This is a genomic window from Pseudaminobacter soli (ex Zhang et al. 2022) (assembly GCF_014595955.1).
Taxonomy (GTDB): domain Bacteria; phylum Pseudomonadota; class Alphaproteobacteria; order Rhizobiales; family Rhizobiaceae; genus Kumtagia; species Kumtagia pseudosoli.
This window is the reverse complement of sequence record NZ_JABVCF010000009.1, coordinates 39,034-53,861: the sequence shown is the minus strand read 5'-3', so window position 1 is coordinate 53,861 and position 14,828 is coordinate 39,034. Positions and strand designations below refer to the sequence as shown.

Annotated in this window: 17 protein-coding genes; 9 read left to right on the top strand and 8 right to left on the bottom strand. The window is 63.1% G+C overall.

The features are described 5' to 3' along the window. Positions 1 to 80 precede the first annotated feature (80 nt). The 4 genes from HUI96_RS17055 to HUI96_RS17040 form a co-directional block, all read right to left on the bottom strand. Entirely contained in the window at positions 81 to 695 is a 615-nt protein-coding gene (locus tag HUI96_RS17055) for a hypothetical protein (protein ID WP_188255887.1), read from the bottom strand. After that, positions 688 to 2,064, bottom strand: a complete 1,377-nt coding sequence (gene fliI / locus HUI96_RS17050; protein WP_188255886.1) for a flagellar protein export ATPase FliI — start codon at positions 2,062 to 2,064, stop codon at positions 688 to 690. Before fliI ends, HUI96_RS17055 begins: the two co-directional genes overlap by 8 nt. A gap of 149 nt (positions 2,065 to 2,213) precedes the next feature. Further along, positions 2,214 to 2,936, bottom strand: coding sequence for a flagellar basal-body rod protein FlgF (gene flgF / locus HUI96_RS17045; protein WP_188255885.1), 723 nt, complete (start codon positions 2,934 to 2,936; stop codon positions 2,214 to 2,216). 38 nt (positions 2,937 to 2,974) lie between these two features. Continuing rightward, complete coding sequence (locus tag HUI96_RS17040) at positions 2,975 to 3,751, bottom strand: DUF1217 domain-containing protein (RefSeq protein WP_188255884.1); 777 nt, start codon at positions 3,749 to 3,751, stop codon at positions 2,975 to 2,977. A 165-nt stretch (positions 3,752 to 3,916) separates the two neighbouring features. Here HUI96_RS17040 and motA point away from each other — a divergent pair, with 165 nt between their 5' ends. Genes motA through HUI96_RS17010 form a run of 6 tightly spaced genes read left to right on the top strand, consistent with a single transcriptional unit; the run spans position 3,917 to position 8,775 of the window. Beyond that, positions 3,917 to 4,795 (top strand): flagellar motor stator protein MotA, encoded by an 879-nt coding sequence (gene motA, locus HUI96_RS17035; RefSeq protein WP_188255883.1) that lies wholly within the window; start codon positions 3,917 to 3,919, stop codon positions 4,793 to 4,795. Positions 4,796 to 4,829: 34 nt separating this feature from the next. Then, the gene (locus HUI96_RS17030) at positions 4,830 to 5,762 is read left to right on the top strand and encodes a FliM/FliN family flagellar motor switch protein (RefSeq protein WP_188255882.1); all 933 of its coding nucleotides are present in this window, start codon (positions 4,830 to 4,832) and stop codon (positions 5,760 to 5,762) included. 25 nt (positions 5,763 to 5,787) lie between these two features. Then, positions 5,788 to 6,171 carry a flagellar motor switch protein FliN gene (fliN, locus tag HUI96_RS17025; protein ID WP_188255881.1) on the top strand — a complete coding sequence of 128 codons (384 nt, stop codon included), beginning with the start codon at positions 5,788 to 5,790 and terminating at the stop codon, positions 6,169 to 6,171. A gap of 34 nt (positions 6,172 to 6,205) precedes the next feature. Continuing rightward, the gene (locus HUI96_RS17020; protein WP_425299228.1) at positions 6,206 to 7,219 is read left to right on the top strand and encodes a FliG C-terminal domain-containing protein; all 1,014 of its coding nucleotides are present in this window, start codon (positions 6,206 to 6,208) and stop codon (positions 7,217 to 7,219) included. Between the two features lie 21 nt (positions 7,220 to 7,240). Beyond that, the gene (gene flhB, locus HUI96_RS17015; protein WP_188255879.1) at positions 7,241 to 8,323 is read left to right on the top strand and encodes a flagellar biosynthesis protein FlhB; all 1,083 of its coding nucleotides are present in this window, start codon (positions 7,241 to 7,243) and stop codon (positions 8,321 to 8,323) included. Further along, positions 8,320 to 8,775: a hypothetical protein gene (locus HUI96_RS17010; protein WP_188255878.1), complete on the top strand. Its 456-nt coding sequence runs from the start codon at positions 8,320 to 8,322 to the stop codon at positions 8,773 to 8,775. Before flhB ends, HUI96_RS17010 begins: the two co-directional genes overlap by 4 nt. Here the strand turns inward: HUI96_RS17010 and HUI96_RS17005 are convergent. Both HUI96_RS17005 and HUI96_RS17000 read right to left on the bottom strand, forming a co-directional pair. Further along, the gene (locus tag HUI96_RS17005; protein WP_237684183.1) at positions 8,764 to 9,531 is read right to left on the bottom strand and encodes a helix-turn-helix transcriptional regulator; all 768 of its coding nucleotides are present in this window, start codon (positions 9,529 to 9,531) and stop codon (positions 8,764 to 8,766) included. The genes HUI96_RS17010 and HUI96_RS17005 overlap by 12 nt on opposite strands. Next, the gene (locus tag HUI96_RS17000) at positions 9,531 to 10,241 is read right to left on the bottom strand and encodes a helix-turn-helix transcriptional regulator (RefSeq protein ID WP_188255877.1); all 711 of its coding nucleotides are present in this window, start codon (positions 10,239 to 10,241) and stop codon (positions 9,531 to 9,533) included. Before HUI96_RS17000 ends, HUI96_RS17005 begins: the two co-directional genes overlap by 1 nt. Before the next feature lie 392 nt (positions 10,242 to 10,633). Between HUI96_RS17000 and HUI96_RS16995 the strand changes: the two genes are divergently transcribed. Further along, positions 10,634 to 11,326, top strand: coding sequence for a D-lyxose/D-mannose family sugar isomerase (locus tag HUI96_RS16995; RefSeq protein ID WP_188255876.1), 693 nt, complete (start codon positions 10,634 to 10,636; stop codon positions 11,324 to 11,326). A 17-nt stretch (positions 11,327 to 11,343) separates the two neighbouring features. On the opposite strand, the gene HUI96_RS16990 is transcribed toward HUI96_RS16995, so the two are convergent. Beyond that, positions 11,344 to 12,861 (bottom strand): protein adenylyltransferase SelO, encoded by a 1,518-nt coding sequence (locus HUI96_RS16990; RefSeq protein WP_188255875.1) that lies wholly within the window; start codon positions 12,859 to 12,861, stop codon positions 11,344 to 11,346. A 93-nt stretch (positions 12,862 to 12,954) separates the two neighbouring features. On the opposite strand from HUI96_RS16990, the gene HUI96_RS16985 reads away from it, so the two are divergent. Both HUI96_RS16985 and HUI96_RS29910 read left to right on the top strand, forming a co-directional pair. Then, on the top strand, positions 12,955 to 13,488 hold the full coding sequence (locus HUI96_RS16985; protein ID WP_188255874.1) for a metallophosphoesterase family protein: 534 nt from the start codon (positions 12,955 to 12,957) through the stop codon (positions 13,486 to 13,488). Between the two features lie 72 nt (positions 13,489 to 13,560). After that, a complete protein-coding gene (locus tag HUI96_RS29910) occupies positions 13,561 to 13,695 on the top strand; it encodes a hypothetical protein (RefSeq protein WP_273033188.1) in 135 nt (44 codons plus the stop codon). On the opposite strand, the gene HUI96_RS16980 is transcribed toward HUI96_RS29910, so the two are convergent. Next, positions 13,683 to 14,765: an AI-2E family transporter gene (locus tag HUI96_RS16980; RefSeq protein ID WP_188255873.1), complete on the bottom strand. Its 1,083-nt coding sequence runs from the start codon at positions 14,763 to 14,765 to the stop codon at positions 13,683 to 13,685. The two genes, HUI96_RS29910 and HUI96_RS16980, sit on opposite strands and share 13 nt — an antisense overlap. Positions 14,766 to 14,828 lie beyond the last annotated feature (63 nt).

The window sequence follows — 14,828 nt, the reverse complement described above, 5'->3', positions numbered from 1 at the left end:
TCTTCCTCAGATGAGCAATTCCCTTCTCGTCGTCCTGCCAGAATAGCGGAAGGGAAGTTGCACCGGAAGGTGCGGGAAAATTACTGCGTCGAGAGCTCGATCACCTTGTCTTTCGAGGTCACGAGCACCCACTGCTTCCCTCGCTGCTCGATCGAGGCGACCTTGCTGTTGTCGGGAAGAATCGAACCGCGCTGGACGACCCAAAGACCGCTGTCATCGGCGATCATGGCCCGTCCATTGCCCGCATAGACCAGTCGGTAGTCGATCTCCGGACCCGGGAAGGGTTGATCGTCGATCGCCTGTGCCACGCCGTCTTCGTCGTCGTATGGGGCAACGGTGCCTGTCGCGAACAGATCAAGCTTCATCGGTGGAATCTCGTTCGGCGAAATGCCCGGCAGTTCTCCATCGGACCCGAGCGGAATGGGCCCATTCTGCTTGGGATTGCCGGAGAAGCTCAGGGGCTGGATGCCGAACTTGTCCTGATGCAAGAAGATGTACCACGGGAAGGCGGCGCAGCCGAAACCGAGCGCCAAACCAATCGCGGCGATGATCAGGTCGCTTCGCCGTGCTCTTGTCGCTCGCGATGTTCCGCTCGGCTTGTCGCGGCGAAACAGGCCGGCAAGGCTCCGCCTTTGGTGCGACGCCTTCCGAGTGGCCGTTGCATCGCCCTTCGCTGGTGCAGTTTGGCTAGGCATTTGGCCGTTCCCTGGTCTTCAGATGTCTGGCGAGATCGGCGAACGGATCGGCCGAAGGCCTGTCGCCCGGAGATTGCCTGAGCGCCTCGTAGATCAGCGGCACCTGCCGTACGGCAAGGTCGAGTTCCGGGTCGGAGCCGGCCTGGTAGGCGCCGAGCAGCCTGATGTCGCGGGTGTCCTCGAAGCGGGCGATCATGGCCTTGAGCTTGCCAACCAAAGCGCGCTGGTCGTCGCTCCAGGCTTTCGGCGCCAGGCGCGAAATCGAGGAGAGCGGATTGACGGCTGGAAACCGCCCCTGCTCGGCGATGCCGCGCTCGAGCACCACGTGGCCGTCGAGAATGCCGCGAACCGCGTCGGAGACCGGGTCATTGTGGTCATCGCCGTCGACCAGAACCGAGATGATCGCGGTGATCGAGCCGGCGCCGTCGGCCCCCGGCCCGGCGCGCTCGAGCAGTTTTGGCAACTCGGTGAACACGGAGGGCGGATAGCCGCGCGAGATGGGCGGTTCGCCGGTCCCAATCGCGACCTCGCGAAGGGCGTGGGCGAAGCGTGTTATCGAATCCAGCACTAGGAGCACACGCTGACCGAGATCGCGAAAATGCTCCGCCACGCGCATGGCGGTATCCGGAGCGCGCCGCCGCATCATCGCGCTCTCGTCGCTGGTCGCCACCACGGCGACGGTCTTGCGCATGCCGCGTTCGCCCAGCGTGTCCTCGAGGAACTCGCGAACTTCGCGGCCGCGTTCGCCCACTAGCGACACGACGACCGTGTCGAAGGCATCGGCCGAGGCAAGCATGGCGAGCAGCGTTGATTTGCCGACGCCCGAGCCTGCGAAGATGCCGAGACGCTGGCCGAAGCAGATCGGCGTGAAGATGTCGATGACGCGAACGCCTGTTCGGAAGCCGGTGTCGACCCGCTGCCGGGCAAGGGCGGTGGGCGGGACGGATTGCGCGGCGAGGCGGGAATCTCCCTGGACTACCTCGGAGGCCCCATCGACGGCGCGTCCGAGCGCGTCGATCACGCGGCCGCGCCAACTCGCGTGCGGCGTTAGGCTCAGGGGGCCGTCGACGAAAACCAGATCGTCGATGCCGGCGTCCGAGGTCCTGTCGAAGGGAGCGACCACGACGTCTTGCTCGCGGATCTGGACGATTTCGCCTCGTCTTCCCGGTCCATGCCCGCGCAACTCAACGACGTCGCCAAGCCTCGCCACCGCAGACAATCCGCTCACGCGGTAATGGGTCGGGGATACCTCGATCACCCGGCCGCCATGTCGGATGAGCGTGCGGTCGTCGGTAAAGCGGAGCCAACTGCGCTCGAGCAGGTCGAGTTGATCGTGGCGAGCGGGATCCGCGCGAAGGGCTATGGTCATCGCGGCGAACCGCTTTCTGCAGGAGCCATTCGGACTGGGATGAGATATTCGCGGCTCAGGGAAGTTACCCCCTCACCCAGTGAGCGGGCATCTCCGCTCAGTCTTGCACAAGCGCCTACGGCCCCCCTGACGATGCCCAACATGCGCCGCTACTTCCCGCCCAGCGTGGAGATGGCCTCGCCAAGGCTCCGATCGGTGGTGCGGATGGCTGCGGCGGTGTTCTCGAAGGCGCGCTGCACCATGATGAGGCGCGTCATCTCGAGCACCGGATTGACGTTGGATTCCTCCACAAAGCCCTGCGCGACGCCGATGTCGTTGCGGTCCACCACGGGCTCTGGATCGCCAGCCGGAACGATACCGGAGTTGCCGTAGCGCACAAAATTCTCGCCGGGATCGAAGTGGAACAGGCCGATTGCCCCGACCAGTTGTCCATTCTGCCTCAGAGAGCCGTCGGCGCCCGCGTCCGGCTCACCGTTCTGCGGATCGAGCTGGATCGGCGCGCCGCCGGCGTCGAGGACCGGGAAGCCCTGGTGCGTGACGAGGTCGCCCGTGTCGAGCATGGTGAAGCGGCCATCACGGGTCATCACCGTACCGGCAGGCGTCTCAATGGCGAACCAGGCGTCGCCCTGTATGGCGAAGTCGAACGGATTGCCGGTCTCGCGCAACGCGCCGGTCTGGGTCGACAGGTAGTTGTCGCCCGAAGAACTGAATGACACGGCGCTTTGGCCGGTGCCGCTGACCACGTCCTCGAAGCGGACACCGGTCGCGCGGAAGCCGATCGTGCCGGCATTGGCGACGTTGTCCGCGATAGTGTTCAGCCGCTTCTCGAGCGCGACGTGCGCCGAAAGGGAAACGTAGAGACTGTCCTGCATGCTAGTGCGATTTCCGGCTAGATTGGACCATGCTGCTGCTATCGCCTCATGCTCTGGATGGAGAGGAGGAGGTTGGGGGAGACCCCGTATTCCGCAGGTCGCGCGAACAGGACGGACATAGAGCCCTGCGGCATTTGCGTAGGGTTGCTCAGGTCCCAAAGGCTGGTGAAGCGCTGCAGGAATGACGAGAGCTTCTTCGGATCGGAGAAGTCCTTGATGTCGAGCTTCTTCTCGAAAAGCTTTGCCTGGGCATCGATATCCACACTGGCAAAGGTATCCGGGAGGCCCAGAGCCGTCCTGACGACCCGGCTCAGTGCCGGATCGCCAAGGATCTGGTAGAAGTTCGTCAGCCCCTTGGCCTTGCGCTCGAAATAGAGGGCGAGCCGCACTCCTTCGCCCTGCTTGCCCGCATTCTCCTCAAGCGTCTGACGCATGTACATGTCGACGGTGCCCTGCTGGGCACGCGTGCGGATCGTCGCTGCTTCGCCAAAGGCCTTGAAGTCGAAGGTCTTGACGAATTCCTGATAGCGCTTGTCCGTGAGCTTGTTCGCGAAGCTGTTCTTGTCGTCGACACCTTCCTTCATGGCCTTGACCATGAAGGCCTTGGCATAGCTCATATCGCCCAGGCCGTGGGCCTTCATGGCATAGTTGAAAAGCCGGGTGTCCTTCACGAACTCCTCGATGGTTTTTACCTTCGAGATGTTGGCGAGATAGTATTCGGTCTCGCGCTTGACAGAAGGCTCCTTCTCGGTGCGCGCCAGCGCCTTCCCGACGTCCTTGGCGATCATCTGGTAGTTGAAATAGGTGTTGAGCACGGGCCTACTCCGAGCGATTCTACCGCAGGATAGGCGAAGTTCCTTGCGCGAAGCTGAATCGAGTCGGCTGCTAGCGAAACCTGCTGTGCTTCGTCTTCAATCAAGCCTCACACAAGGAAGGAGAGCTACCCCTCCGAAGCTGGAATTTCTCTGCGGGGACTGCGCGTGGGCATTCTTATCGGACTGGTGGTGACGCTCGGCTGCGTACTTGGCGGGTTCATGGCGATGGGCGGGCACATCCAGGTGCTCATGCAGCCGTGGGAGCTTGTCATCATCGGCGGCGCTGCCGTGGGCTGTTTCCTGGTGGCGAACCCGATGGCCACGGTCAAGGATACCGGCAGGGCGATGCTGGAAGCCTTCAAGCAGGCCGTGCCTAAGGAGAGGGACTACCTCGAGACACTCGGCGTGCTGCACAGCCTCATGCGCGAGCTGCGCACCAAATCCCGCAGCGAGGTCGAGGCCCATATCGACAACCCCGAAGAGTCGCCCATCTTCCAAGCCTTCCCAGCGGTCCTGAAGCACCACGAGCTCACGCATTTCATCTGCGATTACTGCCGCCTGATCATCATCGGCAATGCCCGATCGCACGAGATCGAAGCGCTGATGGACGAGGAGATCCAGACGATCCGTTCCGACAAGCTCAAGCCCTATCATGCTCTCTCTCAGGTCGGCGACGGCCTGCCGGCGCTGGGCATCGTCGCGGCGGTGCTCGGTGTGGTGAAGGCGATGGGCGCGCTCGACCAATCACCGGAAATCCTCGGAGCGCTCATCGGCGCGGCGCTCGTCGGCACCTTTCTCGGGATTTTCCTGTCCTATGCAGTGGTCGGGCCGATCGCGACCAAGATCAAGATCGTTCGGGACAAGAACAACCGCCTCTACATCATCGTGAAGCAGACGCTGCTCGCCTATATGAACGGCTCGCTGCCGCAGGTCGCGATCGAGTTTGGCAGAAAGACGATCTCCTCCTACGACCGGCCGTCGATCGACGCCGTCGAGGAGAGCACCCTCAATGCTTCACTTGGCGAATCCAGGAAGGCGGCGTAAACGATGACAGAGCGCCACCGGGCCTAGCTCCGATATGACAGGTTCCCTCAACCCCGCCGAGATGCGCGCCTACATCGTCGAGCGCCTCGTTGGCGACACCGGCGAGCCGGACCACGTCATCCTGGCCGCGCGGGCGCTTGCCGAACGCGCCCTAGGACCGATCCGGGACAGTTTTGACCGCGCACTGGCTACGCCGGTACGTATCGACGTCAACGCCGTCGAGCTGGCGCGATTGGCCGAGGCCCGCCCCGGGCGGGAGGAGAACGGCGCGATGGCGGTCATCTCCTCGCCAAGCTCGCCGGATGCGCTGGTGGTGACGGCAGACTCGAGGGCTATCGCGATCCTGGTTGCGGCATTCTTCGGCGGCGATCCCGAACTGCCGGTCGAGCCGATCGAGCGTTCGCTTTCTCCGACCGAACTGGAAGTGACGGCGATAGCCTTCCAGGAACTGGCGAAGGCGGTCAACGGTTCGGGGACCCGCTCCTTCGACTTCCACTTCCCAATGCAGGCGCCCCTCGCCGGCACGCAACTCGCGGAAAAGGTGATGCGCGACGGGCCGGCCGCGCGGATCGACCTGAGCGTCGCCTGCGGTCCGAGCATCGGGCGGCTGTCGCTGTTCATGCCCCAACGCGTTCTGCTCAAGCATCGCGGCGACGCCGCGCCAAGTCGTGGCGATGGAAAGGACACGGAGTGGGGCGCGCGCTTCGGCGAAGAAGTCATGCGCTCCTCGATCGGGCTCCAGGCCACCATGCCGCTCGCCCGGATGGCGCTCGCCGATCTTGCTTGCCTTCAGGTCGGACAGGTCCTTGAATTGCGCGAAGGCGCGCAGTCGCAAGTGAAATTGTCAGCCCGGCACAAGACTCTGTTCGTATGTGAATTCGGCAAGCTCGGCCAGAACTACACCGTTCGCGTGAAGAACAGCTTCGACGCACGGCAGGACCTTATCGACGGCCTGGTGGAGCGCTGATGCGAATGCTGGAAGGGGGATTTCGATGAGTCAGACCGGCGGGGCGCTCCAGGGCGCTGGCGAGGATCAGCTCAACCGCGCGATCGAGGAGCTTCGGGGGGCGCTCAAGGATGAGCCGGCCACCCCGCATCCGGCCGCGGCGCAGCAGGGAGCACCCAATTCGGGGGTTATCCTGAACATCCCGGTCGAGGTCCAGATTGTCCTTGGCAGCGCCGAGATGGCCGTGTCCGAGCTTCTGGCCTTGCAGAAGGGCTCCACCGTTTCCCTTGACCGCCGCATCGGTGAACCGGTCGACGTCGTGGTCAACGGCCGCAAGATCGCGCGCGGCGAGATCACCGTCCTCGAGAACGATCCGTCGCGCTTCGGCATCCGGCTGACGGAGATCATCACCTCGGCAGGGCCTGCATGAGGCAGGGTGCCTCGAGCGCGACGATGCGGAGAGCTTGACCTTGGATTTGCTCAACCTGACCCGTCCGCAGAAAGCTGCGGCGATCCTCGTCGCAATGGGCAAGCCTTCCGCGAGCCGTCTGCTGAAGTTTTTCAAGCAGGAAGAGCTGAAGAACCTGATCGAAGGCGCGCGGCTGCTCAAGACCATCCCGCAGAGTGAGCTCGAGCGGATCGTCGCCGAGTTCGAAGAAGAGTTCACGGTGGGCGCCGGCCAGCTCGATTCGGGTGACCAGATGGACGACCTGCTCAACGAGACGCTGTCTCCGGAGGAGGTCAATGCGATCATGGGCCGTGGTCAGGCGGGCCTCGCCAATCAGGCGCCGCCGATCTGGACGGAACTGGAAAAGCTCGAGCCGGCCAGGCTAGGCGGCTTCCTTTCGGGGGAGCATCCGCAGACATGCGCCGTCATCCTTTCCAAGGTGGAGCCGGCCACGGCAGCCAATACACTGCTGGAAATGGAGAAGTCGCTGCGCGGCGAAGTGGTCAAGCGCATGATGTCCATCGCCAATGTCCCGGACCCCGCGATGAAGATCCTGGAGAGCCAGTTGCGAAACCGCCTTCTCGGGGAGGCCAACACAAAGGACATTTCGGTCGGCCAGAGCCGGGTGGCGAGCGTGCTCAACGAGCTCGAAAAGGACAAGCTGGACGAGGTCCTGCAGGACCTTCAGGAGGCCGGCGCTCGCGACCTCGATGCCATCCGCGCCAGACTGTTCTCCTTCGAGGATGTTCCGCAGCTCCCGCAGAAGGCTCGCGTCTTGCTGTTCGACGGTCTGTCGACCGAACTCGTCACGCTCTGCCTGCGCAATGCTTCGGCCGAATTGGTGGAAGCGGTCCTTTCCGCAATCGGCGCGCGCACACGGCGCATGGTCGAGGCGGAGCTTGCGCAGGGCGTGGAAGGCATTCAGGCGGTGGAGATCACCAGGGCGCGCAGGCAGGTCTCGTCAACCGCGATCCGCATGGCGCGGGACGGCCTGTTCGAACTCCCTTCCAAGCAAAACGCGGCGGCCTGAGGCGGAACTGATTGATCGGTCATGGCCGAGTCCGTCGACAAGGAAAGCAAAACCGAAGAAGCGACCGAGAAGAAGATCCGCGACACTATCGAGAAGGGCAAGCTGCCGGTCTCGAAAGAAACGCCGATCCTCACCTCGTTCATCGCCATTCTCGTTTTTGCCGTCTTCATGGCCCGGGAGCGCGCGGGCGAGATGGGCATGTTCCTGTCGATCTTCCTCGAGAAGCCGGAGGACTGGCCGCTAGATACGGCAGCGGACGTCGCTACTCTCTATCAGGTCGTCCTTATCGAGATCGGAAAGATGCTGGTCGCCTTAGTGCTGCTGCTGATGGGGGCCGGCATCCTTGCCTCAGTGATCCAGAACATGCCGCAGTTCGTCGGCGAGCGGATCCGCCCTCAGCTCTCGCGCATATCACTGAGTTCGGGTTGGAAGCGCCTGTTCGGCATCCAGGGCTTCGTGGAGTTCGCGAAGTCCGTGGGCAAGCTGGTGTTCGTCCTGGTGGTTCTGTTCCTGGTTTTCAACGACGAGGTCACGAGACTGCTTAGCGGCATGATCACGGCGCCCGCCGCGTTCGGTCTGGTGATCCGCGAGATGACCATCGACATTCTCCTAGTCGTGGTCTTCGTGATGGGCGGGATAGCCGCCGTCGACTTGGTCTGGTCGCGCTTCCACTGGATGCAGGACCTGCGCATGACGCGCCAGGAGGTCAAGGACGAACTGAAACAGTCGGAAGGCGATCCGATCGTCAAGTCGCGGCTGCGCTCGCTCGCCCGCGACAGGGCCCGTCGGCGCATGATGACGGCGGTGCCACGTGCAACGCTCGTGATCGCCAACCCGACGCACTACTCGATCGCATTGCGTTACGTGCGCGAAGAGAATTCGGCCCCGGTGGTTCTTGCAAAGGGCCAGGATCTCGTCGCGTTGCGCATCCGCGAGATCGCTGCAAAGCACAACATCCCAATATTCGAAGACGTCGCCCTTGCACGCTCCATGTACAAGCAAGTTTCGGTTGATAGCGTAATACCGCAAGAATTCTACCAAGCCGTCGCAGAACTAGTCCGTATCGTGTACAGCAAGCAGCCTCAAAAGAAAAAGAACCCATGATCAGGCAGTCGCACGCGTCGTCCCGTGAGGTTATCGTGGCCAATGCCATCCGCGACATCGTCGCGGAACTGAGGATGGTGGAGGTCGCCGATTACATCGCCTTCATACGGCTGGAGCACTTCGCGTGCGTCTCCGACCTCGTGGATTCGGCGGCGGAGCTCTACTTCATGCCGCGCACTGTGCGGCTGGGAAACGGCGGGCAGGCGCGTGTCGGCTGGTCGGAAGTGCCGAGCATCGAACTCGACCTCGAACTCAGGCCCCGTGGCGCCACTGTGTATTTCACCCTGACGCTCAGGGCCGATGAGGCCTCGGTAGAGGTGAACTATGTGGCGTTCGATGCGCCCGACCCTGATCCCGAGAAGAACACCGCATTCCTGATGAGCGCGATCGAGGATGCGCGGATCAAGAGGACCCAACCGACCAATCTGTCAGGGCTGAGCTCAGCCTATTAACCCGAGCTTCAGCGCCTTGGCCACCGCATGAACGCGGTTGGCCGCGTTGAGCTTCTGAGTGGAGTTGGTGAGGTACTGGTTGGCGGTGTGCACCGAGAGCTTGAGGGCCGCAGCGATCTGCTCGCTGGTCATGCCATTGGCCGTCAGCTTCAGGCATTCGAGCTCGCGCTTCGATACGACCGGCATCTTGTCCAACTCATTCGTGCCGAGCTTCGACAGCGACTCGAACAGCGCGAAGCAGCGGGTGTGGATGTCGAGGCAGAGCTCCTCGTCGATTGCGATCTCACGGCCGAGGAAGACGACCAGGCCGCCGCGTCCTGCTGCGCCGAAAACGGGAAAGGCGATGCCCGAGAGGCCCAGCGCGAAACCATCAAGGCGTCGGCCCATGTCGGGCTTTGCCAGCATCTCGAGTGAAAGACTTCCCTGCACATCGTCCCACCAGCAGGGTAGGGTGGATGTCCGCGCATGGTGCAGCAGGTGTTCGCCATCGGGTCCCGCGATCAGCCGGGTCGCTTCGGATACGCCGGGGTGCTGGCTGTCGAACCACGGCACTGGCCTGGTACGTTCAAGCGCCACACTCATGGTGAAGAGACTGAACTCGGAGGCGTTGAGATCGCCAGCCATGCAGCGGCAGCGACGTACCGCCTCAGGGATGGTGATCTTCGGTTTGACTTCGTCGGTCCGCTGGGCTGCGGATGCGGGCGCCCTGCCTTCCGCCGGAAGCGCTGTCTTGAGTGCTGCCGCTTGGCCTCGCATCAGATGATCCCGCTCCTGATCGCGGTTGCCACGGCCATGGCCCGGTTGGGAGCGCCGAATTTCTGCATGGCGTGGGTGACGTATCCGTTCACGGTGTTGGCCGAGACGCCAAGGATGAGGGCCACGTCCTCGGTGGTCTTGCCTTCGGAAACCCAATAAAGGCACTCGCGCTCGCGGTCGGAGAGCGGGTCCTGCTGCGCGGTCTCTGCAATCAGGTCAGGGATCAGGGATAGGGCGTAGCAGCAGCGCATCTGGGCGCGCATGAGGTCTTCCGCCGCAAGCTGCCCCGGCACCTCCGTCGAGAAGAGGACATAGAGCTTCTGGCGCCCGACATGCACGCGAAGCGGATAGACTTCGCCGTGGCCGAGCACGTCCAACAGCCGGGCGTCCTCGCCGCTGAGCACTCCGGGCAGGGGCGGAGCGTCGTGGGTGATGATTGCGCGAGGCTGGCGCCCGGGCGGAACCGTGTGCTCGGACTTGACCAGGGCGGCGATCAGCTGCGGACCTGCAATCTGGACCGCGTCGTAGACCCAGTTCGAGGCGATGATGCGGAGATCGCTGCGCTCGGTGTCGTTGATGACCGCGACGAGCATGTAATAGTCCGCGCCGACCTGGCCGCATAGCGCCATGAGGAATGCCGTGAGGTCGGCCGACGACCCCAGTCGCCCTGCACCCGCCGGAACTCCGATCTGTGTGCCGTTACCCGCCATGTCTCGTACGACAGCCCGAATCCGTCCAACTGCCCGGACCCTGGAGCTACCAGCGAACGGACAGGAAAATGCATATGCTTTACGAAGAACGCTCGTACGCCCAGGAACAGACGCACGAAAAACTCTCAAACGCGAATTGGCTGGCTAAGCCCCCCGAAGGCTACTGCCGGACCCCGTAGACCGCGTGACATTCGTCCTGCAATCGACTGATTCGCGTCTAATCTAACCGCTCGCGAATCCCACTTCAAACATTGAAACGAAAAATTTACCAAACGCCGGGGTCAGGTCTGACACCTGTGCCAAACCTGGACAGTTGTTGGCATCTGCGGCACTTGCGGGCTGACCCGAACGGGGGCATTTGATCCGGTCAAGCTCATCACGGGAGACAGGACATGAAGCGCTCGCGTATCAACGAGATCATCCGGGAGGCCGACGCCTTCATCCGGTCCTTCGGATACATCATGCCGCCCTTCGCCTACTGGACTCCGCAGGAGTTGAAGGCGCGCAAACCGGAAGGCATTGTCGGCGCGCGGCTTGGCTGGGACATCACCGACTACGGCCAGGGCAAGTTCGATGAGCTTGGCCTGTTCCTCTTTACGGTCCGGAACGGCCGCAACGAGGACCTCGCCCGCGGCAAGGGCATGCTCTACGCCGAGAAGATCATGATCTCGCGCAAGGACCAGCTTTCGCCGATGCACCGCCACAACGTGAAGGCGGAGGACATCATCAATCGCGGCGGCGGCAAGCTGGTCATCGAACTGTTCATGCCGGCGCCGGACGGCGGCATCGACCGTGAGGCCGAGGTCGTGGTGCCGACCGACGGCGTGATCCGCAAGCTTCCGGCTGGCGGGCTCCTGAAGCTCGATCCGGGTGAGAGCGTCACGCTGCTGCCGGGGGTCTGGCACGCGTTCTGGGGAGAGGGTGCGGACGTGCTGATCGGCGAAGTGTCCACCGTGAACGACGATCTCACCGACAACATCTTCGCTGAGCCGATCGGCCGCTTCTCGACCATCGAGGAAGACGAACCGCCGGCCCACCTTCTGGTCTCCGACTACGACAAGTGGATTCCAGGGGCGTCCCGCTGAGCTCTGGGAGCGCTCGGCTAAGTCCCGCAAAAAGTTTGTAGCACGCGCTCCGACTCCAGCGGCGGATCGGCGTAACGCGACATTTCCGGCTGTTCGTCGAAGGGTTTTGTGACCACGGTCAGCAGTTCCTCGAACGGCGCGAAGTCGGCCGAGTCGACAGCCGCGTTGATCACCGCCTCGATCCTGTGGTTGCGCGGAATGTATTTTGGATTGACGGCATTCATCGCCTGTCGCCGATCCGCATCATACTCGGGCTCTCGGGAGAGCCGCTCGTGCCAGCGGACTGCCCAGGCGTCGAACGCCGCCGGGTCGCGGAACAAAGTTCGTGTAGCGCCATAGCCCTCTGGCGCGTCGAGATCGTCGGCAAGACGTCTGAAGGTGAGGGTAAAATCCGCCTCGTTCCGGGACATGGTCTCAAGGAGATCGCTGATCAGTCCGAGATCGCCTTCCTCTTCGCGGAATAGCGCAAGCTTTCGACTCAAGCCGGCATGAAGGGCCGCCTCATACCAGGACTGGAACTGCCTTAGCGCCTCTTCGGCCTGGGCGATGGCCTCGTCTTCCTTCTCGCTGAACAGCGGCAACAGCGTCTCGGCAAGCCGCGCCAGGTTCCAGACGGCGATGCGCGGCTGGTTCGCGTATCCATATCGCCCGAACTGATCGATCGAACTGAACACCGTGGCCGGGTGATAGGCGTCCATGAAGGCGCAAGGTCCGTAGTCGATGGTCTCGCCCGAGATCGACATGTTGTCGGTGTTCATCACACCGTGGATGAAGCCGATGAGCATCCAGCGGGCAATCAGTTCGGCCTGCGCCTGAATGACCGAGCGCAGCAGGCTGATATAGGGGTTGGCCTGCTCGCGAACGGAGGGATAATGCCGGTCGATCGCGTAGTCGGCGAGCATCTTCACACCGTCGGTGTCGCCGCGAATGGCGAAATACTGGAATGTTCCGATGCGGATATGGCTCGCCGCAACCCGCGTCAGCACCGCGCCCGGCAGGCGCCTCTCCCGGAACACCGGGTCGCCGGTGAGAACCGCGGCCAGGCTGCGGGTGGTGGGAATGCCCATGGCGGCCATGGCCTCGCTGACGATATATTCGCGCAGCACCGGGCCGACTGCCGCACGGCCGTCGCCGCCGCGGGAGAATCGGGTGGGGCCGGAGCCCTTCAACTGGATGTCCCGCCGCCTGCCGCTCCTGTCGATCACCTCGCCGATGAGCAGGGCGCGCCCGTCGCCCAGTTGCGGCACGAGGTTGCCGAACTGGTGGCCGGCATAGGCTTGCGCGATCGGCTGCGTATTGTCCGGGAAGCGGTTGCCGGCCAGCATGGCAACGCCTTCCGGGCTCTCCAGAAATTCGGGATCCAGGCCGAGTTCATCGGCAAGCTGCCGATTGAGCCGGATGAGCCAGGGCGATGAGACGGGGTTCGGGTCCGGCCGGGAGAAGAAGCGGTCCGGCAGCGCCGCATAGGTGTTTTCGAATGGCGGCGGCGTTGGGCGGCCATTTTCGCGCGCGTCGATCGGGATCGGTGAGGTCATTGACACTGGCAACTCCGGCTGCTGACGGAACCCATGCGGGATAACGGCCTTGCAAGCATATTTGTTCTCAAAGCCAATCCTGCGAGAGGACCGATGCTGTTCTTCACCAGTGACACACATTTCTCCGATCGCCGAGTGCTAGGCATCGATCGTCGTCCGTACGGCTCGCTTGAGGAGCATGACGAAGGTCTGATCGCGAACTGGAACGCGACGGTCGGACCAGAAGACGAGGTCTGGCATCTCGGCGACTTCGCGCGTGGGACTGCCGAGGCGATCGACGGGCTCCTGGCTCGGCTCAACGGCCGAAAACAGTTGATCATAGGCAACAATGACGGACAGGCGACCGTCACATCCCGCCATTGGGCAAGCGTGCAGCACTATGCCGAACTGGAGGTCGAGGGGCGGTTTCTGGTGCTTTGCCATTATCCCTTCCGCACCTGGAACAGGATGGCCAAGGGCGCCTTCAACCTTCACGGGCACTCCCATGGCCGGCTGAAACCGCTGCCGCGCCAGCGCGACGTCGGGGTCGATGCCCAGGGCTATCGGCCGATAGCGGCAGCTTCGCTGTTCATCACCCGCTCACGCCGAAGTGGGATGCTGGAGGCGACAGGTTCGCAAGAGGGGTGAGGGGGCCCCCTCCGGCAGGCCCCCGGAACATTCGCGCCGCGGCTTCGGTTCGGTTTATGAAGGAGAGCCCAGATGGGCAACCGGATGCTCCTGCTCGCCACCGCTCTGGCCGTCATATTCATCGCTGCGCTGGCCATCGCTCCCAGCCTGATTCGTACTCAGAACGGCCCGGGCGATCCGCCGCCGCACCCCTTTCAAACCGACTGACCGCCGGCCGCTTTTTCGGCGTTCCGGATCCTCGCCGAAGCCGTGCCGAAGCGTCGCTTGAGCATTCCGATCAGGGTCAGAGTGACCGCGATGATAGCCGGGCCGAGGACCAGACCTGATGCCCCGAATACGAAGAGGCCGCCGATTGCACCTACCAGTGTGGGTAGGGCGTGCAACTCCATCCGGGTGCCCACCAGTACAGGATAGAGGAAATTGTCTATGGCCCCGGCGATCAAACTGCCCACGATCATGAGAATGATGGCTCCGAGCCAGTTCCCTTGAAGTGCGAGAAAGAGTGCCGCCGGTATCCAGACGATGAAGGCGCCAATGACCGGGACGATCGAAACGACGCCCATCACCGCGCCCCACAGGATCGGCGGAGAAAGACCGAGCCACCAAAAGACGAGACCGCCGAGCACGCCCTTCATCACCGCCAGGATCAGATTGCCGAAGATCGTCGCATGGACCGTGTCCACAAAGCGTCGACCGATCTCGCGCGTCTCAGTCTCGGTCAGCGGCGAATAGTCCAGGCAGAATTTGATGACCGCCGCGCGATCCCGTAGCAGGTAGAAGAGGAAATAGAAGGTGAGCAGCAGCATCAGCACCTGGTTGAACGAGCCTATGACGAAGCGTGTGCCGTTCGCCGTCAGCCAACTCGCGACGCTGCCGACCAGCCCGGCGGGATCGAGGCTCCGCTCCACCCATGCCAGCCCGGCAGAGACCCGGGGATAGTCCTCGAGCGCACTGCGCCATTCGGCGCTGCGGAGGCTGCTGGCTACATAGCCAGCGCCGCTGGCCGCCTCGGTGAAGACCAGGTGAAGGATGAACACGATCGGCACGACGATCACTATCGCGCCGACGAGCAGCGTGACCGCCGCCGACAGGTTCCGCCCCAGGCGCGCCTCGAACCAAGTCTGCGTGCGCCACAGGATCACCATGAGGACAATGCTCCAGGTGATCGGCTCGAGAAAGGGAAGCGCAAGCGCGTAGCAGAGATACAGGCCCAATGCTGTCGCAATGAGAATGATCAGCGTCGGGAGACTGCGGCGTGCCAGCAGGTTTCCGTCCATACGGAGCGGCCCTTGTTGCGCCAATGAGGCGCCATGGCCGCATTCTATCCCGGATGCGCGCGT